Below are 15,872 nucleotides of genomic sequence, written 5' to 3' on the forward strand. Positions count from 1 at the left end.
GGCGCCGCCTCCGCGAACGCCGGCGCCGCCCAGCTGCGCGACGGCCTCGCCACCCTCTCGTCCGGCACCGTCGAACTCCGCGACGGCCTCGCCGACGGGGTGCAGCAGATCCCGGAGTCCACCCCGGAGCTTCGCAGCCAGCAGGCCGACACCATCGCCGACCCCGTGAAGGTGTCGAGCGACAAGGTGGCATCCGCGGAGGATTACGGCGCCGGACTGGCCCCCTTCTTCGCAGCACTGTCGGCCTGGATCGGCATCTACGCGCTGTTCCTCATCGTGAAGCCCATCTCACGCCGCGCCGTCACCGCCCTGCACTCCCCCGTGCGCATCACGCTCGCCGGCTGGCTCACACCCGCCATGCTCGGCGCCGTGCAGATGCTCGGGCTCATGGGCATCCTGGCGCTCACGCTCGGCTTCACGTTCGACCACCCCCTCGGCACGCTCGGGGTGTTGATGTTCGCTTCTGCCACGTTCGCGGCGATCATCCTGGCGCTGAACGTCTGGCTGGGCTCGGTCGGACAGTTCCTCGGCCTCGTGCTCATGGTGCTGCAACTGGTCACCGCGGGCGGCACGTTCCCCTGGCAGACGCTGCCCACCCCGCTCGCCGCACTGCACCACGTGCTGCCGCTCGGCTACGTGGTCGACGCGATGCGGCAGCTGATGTACGGCGGCGACTACGCCCGCGCCGGGTGGGATCTGGCCGTGCTCGCGCTGTGGCTCGTCGGTGCCCTCGTGCTCGCGGCGATCGGGGTGACGCGCATGACGCACCGCCGCACGCTGCGCGATCTGCAGCCCAGCCTGATCGGCTGACGCGGTCGCTCGCCACGGGACGTGCCGCGGCGAGCGCGGGCGGGCTAGGATGCGAGAGCGCGGCCCTGAAACGCGCACCGGGGCTCGGTGGGACTGAGTCCCAACCGCGACCCGAAAGAGTTCTCGACGATGATGACCGTTTCGCCGGTGTCACCCGCACCCTCCCGCCCGTCGCTCGGTGTCCGCATCGGGCGCATCGCGTTCCTCGTCGTCGCCGCGATCGTGGTGATCGCGGTGGCCGCGGCGTTCTTCGTGACATGGACCATCCAGCGCTCGTTCCCGCAGACCTCGGGCACCCTGCGGCTGGACGGCCTCGCCGCCGAGGTGACCGTGCAGCGCGACGCGAGCGGGATCCCGACCATCACCGCCGACTCCTCGGAAGACCTGTTCTTCGCGCAGGGGTTCGTGCACGCGCAGGACCGCTTCTTCGAGATGGACTTCCGCCGGCACGTGACGTCGGGCCGCGTGGCCGAGCTGTTCGGCGCGTCCCAGGCCGGCACCGATGCGTTCCTGCGCACGCTCGGCTGGCGCAAGGTCGCCGAGGCCGAGGTCGAGGCGATGGACGACACGACCCGCGGCTACTACGAGGCGTACGCCGACGGTGTGAACGCCTACCTGTCGTCCCGGTCCGGAGCGGAGCTGTCGCTCGAGTACGCGGTGCTGGGCCTGCAGAACCCCGACTACGAACCGGAGCCGTGGGAGCCGGCCGACTCCGTCGCGTGGCTCAAGGCCATGGCCTGGGACCTCCGCACCAACGTCGAGGATGAGACGGAGCGCGCGCTGCTCGCGGGCGCCCTCGCCGACGGCGGCGACCCGGAGGACACGCACGCCCTGCTCGCGAAGCTGTACCCCTCCTACCCGTTCGACCGGAACCCGGTGATCGTGCCGCAGATCTCCACGGTGGAGCCGCTCGACACCACCGCAGACGCCGCCGCGTTCAGCCTGCCGCCGAAGGACGGCGAGGTGCAGCAGGCCGTCACCACGATCGAGTGGCAGGAGACGGCGAACGTGATCGAAGCCGCGAGCGTCCTGGTCGGAGACGCCGGCGAGGGCATCGGCTCCAACTCCTGGGTCGTCTCGGGAGAGCTGACCGCGTCGGGCATGCCGCTGCTGGCGAACGACCCGCACCTCGGCGCCTCCCTGCCCTCGGTCTGGTACCAAGTGCAGCTGAAGTGCTCGACGGTCGACGCCGACTGCCCGTTCGACGTGGGGGGCTTCTCGTTCTCCGGTCTCCCGGGCATCGTGATCGGCCACAACCAGCGCGTCGCATGGGGCTTCACCAACCTCACCACCGACGTGACCGACCTGTACGTCGAGCGCATCGAGGGCGACGCGTACTGGCGCGACGGCGCGCTCGTGCCGCTCGAGGAGACCACCGAGACCATCGCGGTCGCTGGTGGCGACGACATCGAGCTCACGATCCGCTCCACCGTGCACGGCCCCATCATCTCCGGCCTCACCGACGACTTCACCGCGATCGCCGACGCGCCGGACCCCGCGCTCCGGGCCGAGGGCACCGCCCCCGCTCCACCGGGAAGCGACGCCGCCGAATACGCCCTGAGCCTGCGCTGGACGGCCCTCGACCCCGGCACCACCGCGACCGCGATCTTCGCCCTCTCCACCGCGCAGGACTTCGACGACTTCCGCGCCGCCGCCGCCCTGTTCGACGTTCCGGCGCAGAACCTCATCTACGCCGACGTCGACGGCAACATCGGCTACCAGACGCCGGGGCGGCTGCCCATCCGCGGGGCCGGCGACGGGTGGATGCCGCAGCCGGGGTGGGACAGCGGCTACGACTGGACCGGCTACATCCCGTTCGAGGAGCTGCCCGTGGCGTACAACCCCGCGTCCGGCTACATCGTGACCGCGAACAACGCGATCGTCACCGACGACTACGAGTACTTCCTGTCGCGCGACTGGGACCAGGGGTACCGCGCTGCCCGCATCGCCCACCTGATCGAGCGCCGCGCGGCCGCCGCGCCGCTGACCGCGCAGGACCTGCGCGACATCCAGATGGACGGCGAGATGTGGATCGGCAAGCAGCTGGTCAGCGCCATGGGCGATGTCGAGGTGGACGGTACCGGACCGCGGACGGCCGTCGAGCTGCTCCGCACGTGGGACGCGCAGAACGACAAGACCTCCGCGGCGGCCGCGTATGCGAACGTGCTGTGGTCGCGCCTCGTGCAGAACCTCTTCGCCGAGCGCGCCGTGCCCCTGCCCACCGACGGCCAGGGACGGCTGTTCACCGTGGTCGGCGACCTGCTCGAAGACCCGTCCGACCCGCTGTGGCGCAACGACCGCATCGACGTCGACGGCATGCCCCAGATGCTGGCCCGGTCGGCCGAGGAGGCGTACGACGAGCTCGCCGCGCTGCAGGGCACCGACACGACGCGCTGGAACTGGGGCGACCTGCACGCCATCACGCTCCGCAGCGGCACGTTCGGCTCGTCCGGAATCGCCCCGATCGAGGCACTGTTCAACCGCGGACCCTACCCGGTCGGCGGCGGCGCATCGGTGGTGGACGCGACCGGCTGGACCATCGGCGAGTCGTACGCCACCACGACCGTGCCCTCCATGCGGATGGTGGTCGACCTCGACGACCTCGACGCCTCCACGTGGATCCACCTCACCGGCGCCTCCGGTCACGCCTACCACGAGCACTACGTCGACCAGACGGAGGACTGGGCCTCGGGCGTGCAGCGCCCCTGGGCGTTCACACCGGGCGCGGTCGGCCGGTCCGCGCGCGACACTCTGATCCTGGCCCCCGCCGGCTGAGAGACCCGCAGAGGTTCCTCGACTAGCGTGGACCGGTGCCCTCCAGTTATCTCGCCCCGAAGGGGACGACCGCGACGCTGCTGGAGTTCGAGCACGGCGGCGCGACCCTCATCGCGGAGAGCTTCGGCGAGGGGCCGCACACCTACCTGCTGCTGCACGGCATCGGCATGGGCCGCAGCGTGTACCTCGACCTCACCCAGCGGCTGAACGGACGCGTGATCGCGCTCGACCTCCCCGGGTTCGGCGAAGCGCCCGAGCCCACGCGCACCCTCACCATGCAGCGCCACGCCGACCTGGTCGCCGCGTTTCTGCGCCACGTCGACGCGGAACCCGTGGTGGTGATCGGGCACTCGATGGGCAGCCAGATCGCGGCCGAGCTCGCCGCCCGGCACCCCGAGCTCGTGGCGGGGGTGGTGCTCGCGGGACCGACGGTCGACAAGGCCGCGCGCAACATCGGGGCCCAGGCGCGCTACCTGCTGCAGGACCTCGTGGGCGAGCGGCCGCTCGTCATCTGGCGCGGCGCGCGCGAGTACCTCCGCGGCGGTCCGCACCTGATCCGCAAGATGCGGGCGACCATCGTGCATCAGCCCGAGAAGGCCTTCCGCCGCATCCACTGCCCCGTGCTCGTGCTGCGCGGGGAAGACGACCCGCTGGCCCCGATGAGCTGGTGTCAGGTCATCCTCGACGCCATCCCCGGCGCGGAGCTCTCCGTGATCCCCGACCACGGGCACGGCACCCTCATCAGCGACTCCGAACCCGCCGCACGCCTGATCGAGGCTTTCGCCGACCGCACCTGACGCGCGGGCGAGGTCAGCCCGCGGCGGGCGGCGTCTGCTTGGACTCGGCGAGCTCGTCCACCACGAGCCCGCGCTGCTCGATCGTGCCGTTGCGATACGCCTGCCGTCCGACCATGTGCGCGGACAGGGGCGCCGTGGCGAACTGCATCAGCACCACCGGGGCGACCAGCACCAGGCCGAACAGCACGCCGCCGATCGACCGCTGCGACAGCGCGATCGCCACGCAGATCACCAGCAGCCCGAGCACCTGCGGCTTGGTCGCGGCGTGCAACCGTGTCGGCACGTCGCGGAAGTGCAGCAGCCCCACCGCGGCGGAGAGGCACAGCAGCGCACCGATCAGGATCAGCACCAGCACCGCGACGTCGATCACGGCGTCGGGGATCATCAGGCCGAACACGTTCATGGCGTCGTGTTGTCCCTTCTCGCGACGAACCGGGCGACCGCGATCGACCCGAACACGCCGACGGCGGCGATGATCAGCAGCACCGGGATGTTGCGGGTGTGGCCGTTGATCGCCATCTCCGCGCCCAGCACGCACATGACCTCGGTGAGCAGCACGTCGGCGGCGACCGCGCGGTCGAGGATCGACGGACCACGCACGATGCGGATGACGGCGAGGATCGCGGCGACACCGAACACCGCCATGATCACCAGGAGCAGCACGTTCATCGGGCACCCCCCACCCTGGCCGGATCGATGCGACCCGCGCGCTCGTCGGCCTTGAGGCGGCGGTACTGCGACGGGTCGCCCAGCGCGCGCACGACCCGCTTCTCCCACCCGAGCACCCCCTGCCGCTGCTCCTCGACGTCTTCCTTGCTGCGCACGCCGATCACGTGCAGGTAGAGGATGCGCCGGTCGCGGTCGGCCTCCACCACGAGCGAACCGGGGATCAGCGACGACACCACCGCGACGTGCGTCATGACGAGGTCGTCCGCGTACCGCAGCGGCACGGCGACGATCGCGGTGCCCGGCTGCCGGCGGAAGTCGAACACCTGCACCGTGACCGACAGGGCGCCGCGCAGCACTGCCCAGAGGAACTGCACGATGAACAGCGCGGCGTACCAGAGGTTCACGCGGCCGGACAGCTCGACCGTCGGCAGCCGGAACACGCGCGTCACGAAGATCGCGACCACGAGCCCGGTCAGGAACGAGAGCACGGTGAACTGCGCCCACAGCAGCATCCACAGCACGATCAGCCAGGCGAGGAACGGCAGCTGCATGCCGATGTCGCGCCACAGGCGCCGCGTCTCCGGCCTCATCCCTCCACCTCGTCTTCCAGTTGGACGAGGTTGACCGGCTGCAGCAGGCCAGCCCCGATGCGATCGCACAGAGCGTACAGCGGACCGGCGAAGATCGTCAGGGCCACCGTGACGGTGACCATGCCCGCGGTGGCGACCGTCATGATCTTCGGAATGCGCCTGGTCTCCTGCTGCTCGTCGGCCGCGGGTGCGCCCGTCAGGTAGGAGATGCGTCCCTCGGTCTCGGTGGAGTCCTCCTCCTCGCGCCAGAACGCCAGGTTCCACGCCCGCATGAGCGCGTACAGCGTGAGCAGCGAGGTGATGATGCCGCCGAAGATCAGCACGATCATCAGGGGCGTGCCCACGGAGGCGGCGGCCTCGAACAGCGCGAACTTGCCGATGAACCCGGAGAACGGGGGCAGGCCGCCGAGGTTGATGGCGGGGATGAAGTACAGCACCGCGATCACGGGCGCGATCTTGAGCAGCCCCTTCACCCGCAGGATCGAGGTGCTCCCCGCCCGACGCTCGATGAGTCCCACGGCGAGGAAGAGGGTGGTCTGCACCACGATGTGGTGCACGATGTAGTACACCGTGGCGCCGATCGCCGCGGGCGTCGCGATCGCCAGGCCGAAGATCATGTAGCCCACGTGGCTCACGAGGGTGAACGACAGGATCCGTTTCAGCTCCGCCTGCGCCACGGCACCCAGCACCCCGACGACCATGGTCGCCAGCGCGATGATGAGCAGCAGCGTGTCGATGCTGTTGGAGGCGAAGAGCTGCGTCTCGGTGCGGATCAGCGCGTACACGCCGACCTTCGTCAGCAGTCCGGCGAACACCGCCGTGACCGGGGCCGGCGCGGTCGGGTAGGAGTCGGGCAGCCAGAAGGAGACGGGGAAGATGGCGGCCTTGATGCCGAAGGCGACCACGAGCATCAGGTGCAGCACGAGCTGCGTGTCCTGCGGCAGCTCCGACATGCGCTCGGCGATCTGCGCCATGTTCACGGTGCCGAGGGCGCCGTAGATCATCGCGATCGAGGCGAGGAACAGGATCGACGACACGAGCGAGACCACGATGTACACCGCACCCGTGCGGATGCGCGACTCGGTGCTGCCCAGCGTGATCAGCACGTACGACGCGACGAGCAGGATCTCGAAGCCGACGTAGAGGTTGAACAGGTCGCCCGCGATGAAGGCGTTGAAGATGCCCGCCGCGAGGATCAGGTAGGAGGGGTTGAAGATCGAGATCGGGGTCTCGTCCGCGCCGTCGGCGACGCCCTGACCGATCGAGAAGAGGAGGACCGCGAGCAGCACGACGCTCGACACGAGCACGAGCAGCGCGGCGAGCCGGTCGACGTAGAGCACGATGCCGAACGGCACCGGCCACCCGCCGACCGAGACCGCGAGCGGGGATCCCGCATCGACCACGACCAGCAGCACCGCGGCGATGACCGAGACGATCGCGAGGGTGGCGACCGTGACGAGCACCTGGAGCCGGGCATTGCGCCCGAACACGAGGGTGACCGCGGCGCCCAGCAGTGGCAGGGCGACCAGGAGCGGGACGAGCGTGGTCATGACCTGCCCTCCCCGTCTGTCGTGTGGTCTGGATCCTCGTCGGCCTCGGGTTCGGGTTCGTCCTCCCGCTGCGCGCTGTACGGCGAGTCGTAGGGGGCGTCGTCGTGGATGTCGGGATGGTCGCGCATGTGCAGCACCGTGATGGGCGCGGTCTGCACGCCGACGAAGTCGGTGGTCGCCTCGTCGTCGTCGGTCTCCGACTCGTCGTCCATGAGGTCTTCGTCGGCGTCGGTGCGCTCGCGCAGGGCGATGTCGGCCTCGTCGTCCTCGACCGTGTCGGCCTGGCCGAGCTGCCAGGAGCGGTAGATGAGGGCGAGCAGGAACGCCGACACCGCGAAGGTGATCACGATGGCGGTGAGGGTCAGCGCCTGCGGGAGCGGATCGCTGAGGTCGCCGTTCGTGCCGAAGAAGGGGGCGTTGCCCGGCACGCCCATCACGATCAGCAGCAGCAGGTTCGTGGCGTTGCCGAGCAGCAGGAAGCCGATCAGCACCCGGGTCAGGCTGCGCTCGAGCATCGCGTAGACGCCGCACGCGAAGAGCACGGCCATGATCGCGATGAGGGCCAGGGAGACGTCCATCAGCCGTTCCCCCCTGTCCGTGAGGTGAAGTCGATCGCGGTGCTCTGACCGGGGCGGAGCGCGGACTGCCGGTCCACCTCGGCGCCGAGGCTGCGCAGCACGTCGAGCACGAGCCCGATCACCACGAGGTACACGCCCACGTCGAAGATCGTCGAGGTGACGAACTCCATGTGACCGATGCCCGGGATCTCCCACTCCCAGAAGGTGCTGGTGAGCGGGGCCATCCCGAAGAACAGCGGCACCACGGCCGTGCCGACCGCGAGGATGAGGCCCGCCCCGAGCAGGCGTCCGGCGTCGGTGGGTGCGGCGGCACCGAGCTCCCAGCGGCCGCCGGCGATGTAGCGCATCACCAGCGCCATGCCCGCGACGAGTCCGCCGGCGAAGCCGCCGCCCGGCAGGTTGTGACCCGCGAACAGCAGGAAGATCGACACCACGATGATGGTGTGGAACAGGATGCGCACGATGACCTCGAGCAGGATCGACCTGTTCTCCGGCTTCATCTTCTGTCCGCCGACCAGCCAGGCGCGCGGGGCGCTGCGGTTCTCGGACGTCTGGAAGCGCACGCCGTCGGTGGTCTCGACGAGCGGACGGCTGCGGGCGGCCTTGCGCACGGAGCGCGGCAGGGTCTTGGTGGCGGCGAGCAGATCGGCGCGGTGGGTCACGAAGACGAGGGAGGCGACACCGGTCGCCGCGAGCACGAGCACCGACAGCTCGCCCATCGTGTCCCAGCCGCGCAGGTCGACCAGGGCCACGTTCACCACGTTCTTGCCGTGGCCGATCTCGTAGGCGATCTGCGGGAAGATCTCCGAGATCGGGTCGGCGACGCGCGACTGGGTGGCCACGATCGCGACGAACGCCATGGTGAGGCCGACGCCGATGCCGAGCAGCGCCCGGGGGATGCGGCTGACCGAGGCGTTGTGCTCGCCCATCCGCGCGGGAAGCCGCCGCAGCACCAGGGCGAACGTGACCATGGTGACCGTCTCGACGAGGATCTGCGTGAGCGCGAGGTCGGGTGCGCCGCTGGTCGCGAAGAGCACGACCATGCCGAGACCCGTGACCGAGGCCAGCACGACGCCGGTGTACCGCTTCCTGGCGCGCACCGCCACCACGCCCGCGACGGCCATGATCGGCGCGACCGCGAGCTGTGCCGGGGTGTGCCAGAGCGACAGCTGGTAGCGGTCGATGTCGCTCGCGATGAGCGCGGTGACCTCGGCCGCGACGAACACCACGAAGATCGTGCCGACGTAGACGGGCAGCGAGCCGCGCTGCGTGAGGGTGGTGCTGAGCACGGACAGCCGGTCGATGCCGCGCATCACGAGGTAGTAGGCGTCGGCGGCGGTGAAGGGCAGCAGGCGCGGGCGACGGTCCCAGCCGCTGCGTCGCGTGAGCAGGAACAGCCCGATGCCCAGCAGGACAGTGAGGATCGAGATCCCGAGCGCTGGTTCGAACCCGTGCCAGAGCGCGAGGTGACCGGGGCCTTCGACGGCGGCGCCCTCGTGGTCGAGGCCGGGGTTCGCGGTGAGCGCGTAGGGCTGCAGGGCGATGTCGAGCGCGGGGGCGCCGATGCCCGCCGCGAGGGTGACCCCGGCGAGGATGATCGGCGCGGAGAGGAAGCCGACGGGCGGGTCGGGCCAGGCGGTGTCGGGCAGCCGGTCGCCGCGGTCGTCGCGTTTGGTCCAGAACGCTCCCCACAGGAAGCGCACGCCATATGCCGCGGTGAGCATGGAACCGAGGACGACCCCGATCAGCGCCACGAGTCCCCAGATCGAGCCGCCCTGCGCGTCATCCAGGAGCGCCGTGAGCGTGGACTCCTTGGCGACGAAGCCGATGGTGGGCGCGATGCCCGCCATCGACGCGACCGAGATGAAGGCCGCGGTCGCCATGACCGGCGCCTGCCGTCCGACCCCGGAGAGCTCGGTGATGTCACGCGTGGAGAGCTGCCGGTCGATCACGCCGACGATCAGGAACAGCGCCGACTTGAACAGGGCGTGCCCGATCACGAGCGCGAGTCCGGCGAGGGCGGCGGCCTGCGTGCCGTAGCCGACCACGACGGCGAAGAACCCCAGCTGGCTGACGGTGCCGAAGGCGAGCACGCGCTTGAGGTCGGTCTCGCGCAGCGCCTGGATCCCGCCGAGCAGCATGGTGAGGATGCCGAGGCTGATGATGATCGGTCGCCAGGTGGCGCTCAGCGCGAAGATCGGGGCGAAGCGCGCGATGAGGTAGATGCCGGCCTTCACCATCGCGGCGGCGTGCAGGTAGGCGCTGACCGGCGTGGGGGCGGCCATCGCACCGGGGAGCCAGAAGTGGAACGGGAACAGCGCCGACTTGCTGATGGCGCCGATCAGCAGCATCACGATGGCGGCGTCGATCAGGGGCCCGGTGGGGGCGAGCGCGAGGATCTCGCGGATGCTCGACGTGCCGGCGTCCACGACGAGCAGCACGACGCCGACGAACATCACCAGGCCGCCGAGGGTCGTCACCAGCAGAGCCTGGAGCGCGGCTCGACGGCTGGCGGCGCGGCGGCGGTAGTGCCCGATCAGGAGGTACGAGAGGATGCTCGTCACCTCCCAGAACATCACGAGCATCACCAGGTCGTCGGTGAGCACGAGGCCGTACATCGCGCCGGCGAAGCCGAGCAGCACCCCGGCGAACTGGCCGATGCCGGCCGCGTCGTCGTGGAAGTACCAGCGGCAGTAGAGCAGCACGAGCGCGCCGACGCCGGTCACGATCAGGGTGAGGACCCACCCGAGCACGTCCATGTTCATGGAGAGCGAGAGCCCGAGCTGCGGGATCCACGGCACGGACTCGAACGGCACGGGGCCGTCGAGCACCTGCGGCGTGAGCACCAGCGCGTGCACGAACGCGGCGGCGGGGACGAGCGCGGCGACGGCGAAAGCCTGTGCTCCCAGCCAGCGCACCAGAACGGGCAACAGCAGCGACCCGAGGAGGAACACGGCGAGGAGCATCAGCATATACGCGGCTCCTCGGGGCTCGTCGGCCTTGCGGCTCAGGCGGGCGGTGTCCGTCCAGTTTACCGGGATGATAGGGCCGGGCGGTTCGCGGGTCTGCGCGACGTGCCAGAGTGTTCGCATGCACGGGGGCGCACGGAGGGAGCTGGCGGGGTGGCTCACGGCCCTCGCGATCGCCCTCGTCGCGGCGGGTCAGCTCGCCGCATCGCCCCGCTCCTCGCTGCTCTTCCGTGACGGGGATTCCCTGGTCGTGGGACTGATCTCGCGCGCGGTCCTCGATGGCGGCGGGGTCGGCGAGTGGGCGCTGTCGAGCGTGCTGTTCCTTCCGGAGTCCGCCGTGCACGTCGCCCTCGGCGCGCTGCTGCCGCTCGACGTCGGTGGCCTGCTCGCGGTGAACGCGGTGGTCAACCTGCTCGGGTTCTACGGCGTGGCGCGGCTCGCAGCCGGTCGTCGCCGCGCGGGTGCCGCCCCGGTCGCGTGGTCGCTCGCGGCGCTCGGGGTGTTCGCGCTTCTCGTGTTCACCGAGGTGTCGCCGTCGCGCGATGCCCTCGAGCTCGCGTCGCTCTCGCTCACGACCACCTACTACGCCGCGACCACGATCGGAGCGGTCGCCGCGGTCGGTCTGGCCCGCCGCTTCCTCGACCGCCCGGGCGGCGGGGTCGTGCTGCTCTGGGCGCTCGGCGCGACGGCCGCCGTGTCCACGCTGACCAATCCGCTGTTCGCGGCCTGGGCCACGGTGCCGCTGCTGGCCGTGCTGGTCGTGCTCGGGTTCTCCGTCCGGAGCCGGCGGCCCGCGCTGCTGCTCGGCGCTGCCCTGCTCGGCGGCACGCTGCTCGGCTTCCTCTGTCGCATTCCGTTCTCGGCATGGATCGCGAACACGGGCGCCGGTTACGTGCAGCCGTGGCGGTGGCGGGAGTCCCTCGAGCTGTACGCCGGGCTGTTCGCGGGCCGGCTCTCGACGCCGCTGGGGTTGCTCGCGCTGGTCGTGGTCGCCGCCCTCCTCGCCCTCGCGGTGGTGCGCATGCGGCGGGCATCGGCGCCCGGCGCGCGGCTCGTCGCCGCGGTCGCGTGGGTAGCTCCCGCCCTGGTGCTGCTCGGGGCGGTGGCGCTCGGCACCCAGGCCGCGCGATACCTCCAGCCGCTGGCGTTCGCGCCGGTCCTGGCCCTGGTCGCCGATCCGCGCGCCGTGCTGCCGTCGTCCCGGCTCGTGCGCGGTGCGGTCGCGGCGCTGGGTGCCCTGCTGCTCCTCGCCGCCGGACTGAGCGTGCCGCGACTGGCGGCCGCCGCGCAGGCACCCGACGCCGACCTAACGTGCGTCACCGACTGGGTCGACGCATCGGGGCGCACGGGTGCCGGGCAGTTCTGGACCGTGCGGCTGCCCAAGCTGCACCTCGACGACCCGTCACGCCTGGTGCAGGTCGACCACGCGCTGAACGGCTACGCCTGGCTGGTCGACCGGCGGGACTTCGCGGCGGGGGAGGTGTCGTTCCTGGTGGAGGACGCGCAGACCGTGCCGTGGCAGCTGCCCGCCGGGGTCGAACCGGTGGCGACGATCGAGTGCGGGCGGTACCGCATCCTGGACTTCGGCGAGACGGCGCTGCGCCTCGGTCCCGCGCATTCCTGAGGGCAGGCGGCTCAGCGCGCGGGAGGCGGCGCGGTCGTGGTGCCCGCGCGGAAGCGGCACGAGAGGTCCTGCGTCTCGCCCGGCTCCCCGCGGAGCATGCGCGCCACCTGCTCCCCCGCCGCGCGACCCTTCTCGACCGCGGGCTGCACGCTCGTGGTGAGCGTGAGGTCGCCCAGGCCGTCCAGCGCGATGCCGTCGAACCCCGCCACCGACAGGTCCTCCGGCACGCGCAGCCCGAGCTCCTCCGCCGCGCGGATCACGCCGACCGCGAGCAGGTCGCTCTGCGCGAGCACGGCCGTCGGACGCTTCTCCGGGTCGGACAGCAGCATGCGGCCCACCAGGATGCCCTCGTCGATCAGGCTGCCCGACGCGGAGATCGCCGGGGCGTCGGGGAAGATCTCGCGCATGCCCCGGAGCCGGTCGACCGTGACGTCGACGGTCGCGGTGGCGAGTCGCTCCGGCGTGATGAGGGTGCGCTCGCGGTCGGCGTCGAGCGCGAGCGTGACCAGTGCGACGTCGCGGTGCCCGAGGTCGCGGACGTGCCGGGCGACGTCGGCGGAGGCGGCCACGTTGTCGAGCGTGATGCGCGGCACGTCGAGCCCGGCGTCGCCCTCGATCACCACCACGGGGAGGCCGCGCCCCCGCACGATCTCGAGTGAGGCCCGCGTGCGCCCGGAGCACCCGATCAGCACGACCGCGTCGACCGGGGCGCTCGCGATCGCGGACCCGTCCTCGCCCGGCTCGTCGCGCATCAGCAGGATCCCGGCGCTGAGGTCGGCGAGTCCATCGGTGAGGCCGTCCATCATCGCGGTCGTCACCGGGTCGAGGAACGCGGCCCGCAGGTGGCCCTCCAGCACGACCGCGACGATGCCGCTGCGGCCGCGACGGAGCGAGGCGGCGCGGGGGTCGGGTCCGGTGTAGCCGAGCTCGGTCGCCGCGGCGAGAACGCGGTCGCGCGTGGCGGGGGCGACCTTGGCCTTGCCGCTGAAGACCACGGACGCGGTGGAGGTCGCGACCCCCGCCTCGCGCGCGACATCCGCGATCGTGGGTCGGCGCGGGGTCTCCCTGCTGCTCATACTCCGAGGATAGCCGGGATCTGCACTCCGGCGTCGAATCGATTCGATATAGGCTGTGGGTCATGGACACCGCCCTCACCCGCTCGCAGTTCGTGCGCTGGCGCACCGCGATCTTCGCCATCTTCCTGGCCAGCGGCCTCTCGATCGCGACCTGGGCATCGCGCGTGCCGGGTATCAAGGAGGCCCTCGGTCTCGACAACGCGCAGGTCGGACTGATCCTGCTCGGCATGGGCATCGCCTCCATCCTCGGCATCTCCACGAGCCCCGCGGTCATGGCGCGTACGGGTGCGCGTCGCGGCATGCTCCTGTCGATGCTCACGTTCGCCGCCGGCATCGCGCTCGTCGGACTCGGAGCCACCGTGTTCGCCTCGGTCCCCCTGGTGCTGGTCGGCATGGTGCTGTTCGGCTTCGGCAACGGCTGCGTCGACGTGATGATGAACGTCGAGGCCACCGCGATCGAACAGCAGATGGGCCGCACGATCCTCCCCGTCTTCCACGCGTTCTTCAGCTTCGGCACCGTCCTGGGCGCCGGTATCGGTGCGCTCGCGGCGCACCTTCGCATCGACGTCGGCACGCACGCGATCTCCGTCGGGGTCTTGATCGCCGTGATCGCGGTGATCTGCTTCTTCCAGGTGCCGGTGCGAGAGGCGGCCCTCGACCCGGAGGAGCACGAGAAGCCGCCGTTCCGCCAGCGCCTGCACACCGCGCTGGAGGCGTGGCGCGAACCGCGCACCTACCTGCTCGGCACCGTCATGCTCGGCATGTCGTTCGCCGAGGGCGGCGCGAACGACTGGATCGCCCTCGGCACCGAGCAGGGCCACGGTCTCGCCGAGGGTTCCGGTGCCGTCGCCCTCGCCGTGTTCTCGACCGGCATGACCGTCGTGCGCCTGTTCGGCGGCCCCCTGGTCGACCGCTTCGGCCGGGTGCTGGTGCTGCGCATCCTCGCCGCGACGGCCGCCAGCGGCATCCTGCTGTTCATCCTCGCGCCGACGCTGCCGCTCGTGCTGCTCGGCGCCGCGCTCTGGGGTGTCGGCGCCTCGCTCGGGTTCCCGCTCGGCATGTCCGCCGCGGCCGACGACCCGGCCAAGGCCGCCGCCCGCGTGAGCGCCGCGGCCACGATCGGCTACGTCGCGTTCCTCGGCGGCCCGCCCGTGCTCGGCGTGATCAGCGAGCACATCGGCCTGCTCAACACGCTGTTCATCCTGGTCGCGCTGGTCGTGGTCTCCGGGCTGTTCTCCGGGGCCGCCCGCCCGCTGCGCGACGACGAGAAGACCCCCGCCACGACCGCCGCCCGGAGCTGAGGCTCAGCCGCCGCGCGCCCGGACGAGTGCCGCCGCGTGCGAGCGGCTGCGCGCGCCCAGCTTCGCGAGCACGTTCGACACGTGCGTCTTCACCGTGGGCACCGAGATGCGCAGCCGGGCGGCGAGCTGCGCGTTCGACCAGCCCTGCAGGATCCCGTCGAGCACCTCCTGCTCCCGCGCGGTGAGCTCGCCCAGGGCGGGGGTGGCGGCGGCGGGCGGACCGTCGACCGCGGACTCCGCCACCGCGGCGAGCGCACGCCTGGTCACGCGCGGGTCGAGGGCGCCCTCACCCGCCGCGACCCCGCGCACCGCCTGCACCAGCGTCGGCGCATCCACGGTCTTGAGCAGGAACCCCACGGCCCCGGCGCGGATCGCCGCGAGCACGAGCTCGTCCTCGTCGAAGCTGGTGAGCACCAGCACGTCCGCCAGACCCCGGTCGACGATCTCCCTCGTGGCCGAGACGCCGTCGCGCCCCGGCATGCGCAGATCCATCAGCACCACGTCGGGGCGCAGGGCGGCGGCATTGCGCACGGCCACCTCGCCATCGGCCGCTTCGCCCGCCACCACGATGTCGTGCGTCTCGAGCATGATGCGCAGCCCCGCACGGATCGCGCCGTGGTCGTCCGCCAGCAGCACCGTCGGGGCGCTCACGACCGCGCTCCCGCCGGCAGCCGCGCCTCCACGGTCCAGCCGTCGCCGTCGGGCCCCGCCTGGAATGCGCCCCCCAGCGCCGCCACCCGCTCCCGCAGCATCTGCAACCCCCACCCCTCGCTGTCGTGCCGCATCGGGGCGACCGCTGCCGTCCCGCCGAGCGACCGCACCCGCACCAACGCCTCGTCGCCGGAGCGTGCGATCCGCACCTCGACCTGCGCACCCCGCGCGTGCCGCACGCAGTTGCCGAGCGCCTCCCGCACCACCCGCACGACCGCCTGCTCGCCGCCCCCGCCGAGATCGCCGAGATCGCCGAGATCCGCCGCGTCGAGGCGGACCGCCAGCCCCGACCGCCGCGCCTCCTGCACGATGCCGTCGAGGTCGGCCCAGCTCGGCGTGGGCATGAGCGGGCCGCCGCCGCGGCGCAGCACCGAGATCATCGACCGCAACGCACCGTGCGCGTCGAGGCCCGCGTCGCGCAC

General features: G+C 71.6%; 14 protein-coding genes. 5 read left to right on the forward strand and 9 right to left on the reverse strand.

Translation table 11 applies throughout. From position 1 onward, the window contains the following. The 3 genes from DW299_RS10165 to DW299_RS10175 all read left to right on the forward strand — a co-directional run. Window positions 1-810 (forward strand): YhgE/Pip family protein (locus DW299_RS10165; protein ID WP_168443115.1); only part of this gene is annotated, 810 nt, incomplete at its 5' end. Window positions 811-942: 132 nt separating this feature from the next. Beyond that, on the forward strand, window positions 943-3,585 hold the full coding sequence (locus DW299_RS10170) for a penicillin acylase family protein (protein ID WP_446724794.1): 2,643 nt from the start codon (window positions 943-945) through the stop codon (window positions 3,583-3,585). Window positions 3,586-3,620: 35 nt separating this feature from the next. Further along, the gene (locus DW299_RS10175) at window positions 3,621-4,382 is read left to right on the forward strand and encodes an alpha/beta fold hydrolase (RefSeq protein ID WP_136036514.1); all 762 of its coding nucleotides are present in this window, start codon (window positions 3,621-3,623) and stop codon (window positions 4,380-4,382) included. Window positions 4,383-4,395: 13 nt separating this feature from the next. Here DW299_RS10175 and mnhG read toward each other — a convergent pair whose 3' ends face one another. Genes mnhG through DW299_RS10205 form a run of 6 tightly spaced genes read right to left on the reverse strand, consistent with a single transcriptional unit; the run spans window position 4,396 to window position 10,741 of the window. Continuing rightward, a complete protein-coding gene (gene mnhG, locus DW299_RS10180) occupies window positions 4,396-4,785 on the reverse strand; it encodes a monovalent cation/H(+) antiporter subunit G (RefSeq protein WP_136036515.1) in 390 nt (129 codons plus the stop codon). Beyond that, window positions 4,782-5,051 carry an MrpF/PhaF family protein gene (locus DW299_RS10185; RefSeq protein ID WP_136033102.1) on the reverse strand — a complete coding sequence of 90 codons (270 nt, stop codon included), beginning with the start codon at window positions 5,049-5,051 and terminating at the stop codon, window positions 4,782-4,784. Before DW299_RS10185 ends, mnhG begins: the two co-directional genes overlap by 4 nt. Next, complete coding sequence (locus tag DW299_RS10190; protein WP_136033099.1) at window positions 5,048-5,641, reverse strand: Na+/H+ antiporter subunit E; 594 nt, start codon at window positions 5,639-5,641, stop codon at window positions 5,048-5,050. Before DW299_RS10190 ends, DW299_RS10185 begins: the two co-directional genes overlap by 4 nt. After that, on the reverse strand, window positions 5,638-7,191 hold the full coding sequence (locus tag DW299_RS10195) for a Na+/H+ antiporter subunit D (RefSeq protein ID WP_136033097.1): 1,554 nt from the start codon (window positions 7,189-7,191) through the stop codon (window positions 5,638-5,640). Before DW299_RS10195 ends, DW299_RS10190 begins: the two co-directional genes overlap by 4 nt. Then, a complete protein-coding gene (locus DW299_RS10200) occupies window positions 7,188-7,769 on the reverse strand; it encodes a Na(+)/H(+) antiporter subunit C (protein WP_136033094.1) in 582 nt (193 codons plus the stop codon). Before DW299_RS10200 ends, DW299_RS10195 begins: the two co-directional genes overlap by 4 nt. After that, a complete protein-coding gene (locus DW299_RS10205; RefSeq protein ID WP_136036516.1) occupies window positions 7,769-10,741 on the reverse strand; it encodes a Na+/H+ antiporter subunit A in 2,973 nt (990 codons plus the stop codon). The genes DW299_RS10200 and DW299_RS10205 overlap by 1 nt, the downstream gene beginning before the upstream one ends. A gap of 118 nt (window positions 10,742-10,859) precedes the next feature. Between DW299_RS10205 and DW299_RS10210 the strand changes: the two genes are divergently transcribed. Continuing rightward, the gene (locus tag DW299_RS10210; protein ID WP_136036517.1) at window positions 10,860-12,362 is read left to right on the forward strand and encodes a hypothetical protein; all 1,503 of its coding nucleotides are present in this window, start codon (window positions 10,860-10,862) and stop codon (window positions 12,360-12,362) included. A gap of 11 nt (window positions 12,363-12,373) precedes the next feature. On the opposite strand, the gene DW299_RS10215 is transcribed toward DW299_RS10210, so the two are convergent. Next, window positions 12,374-13,438, reverse strand: a complete 1,065-nt coding sequence (locus DW299_RS10215) for a LacI family DNA-binding transcriptional regulator (protein WP_136033091.1) — start codon at window positions 13,436-13,438, stop codon at window positions 12,374-12,376. Window positions 13,439-13,500: 62 nt separating this feature from the next. Between DW299_RS10215 and DW299_RS10220 the strand changes: the two genes are divergently transcribed. Then, on the forward strand, window positions 13,501-14,739 hold the full coding sequence (locus DW299_RS10220; protein ID WP_136036518.1) for an MFS transporter: 1,239 nt from the start codon (window positions 13,501-13,503) through the stop codon (window positions 14,737-14,739). Window positions 14,740-14,742: 3 nt separating this feature from the next. Here DW299_RS10220 and DW299_RS10225 read toward each other — a convergent pair whose 3' ends face one another. Together DW299_RS10225 and DW299_RS19070 are read right to left on the reverse strand one after the other, a co-directional pair. Further along, entirely contained in the window at window positions 14,743-15,390 is a 648-nt protein-coding gene (locus DW299_RS10225; protein ID WP_240744621.1) for a response regulator, read from the reverse strand. Continuing rightward, window positions 15,387-15,872: sensor histidine kinase (locus tag DW299_RS19070; RefSeq protein ID WP_342589029.1), on the reverse strand; the 486-nt coding region annotated here is incomplete at its 5' end. The genes DW299_RS10225 and DW299_RS19070, both read right to left, overlap by 4 nt.

It is taken from the genome of Microbacterium sp. K35, assembly GCF_004794375.1.
Taxonomy (GTDB): Bacteria; Actinomycetota; Actinomycetes; order Actinomycetales; family Microbacteriaceae; genus Microbacterium; species Microbacterium sufflavum.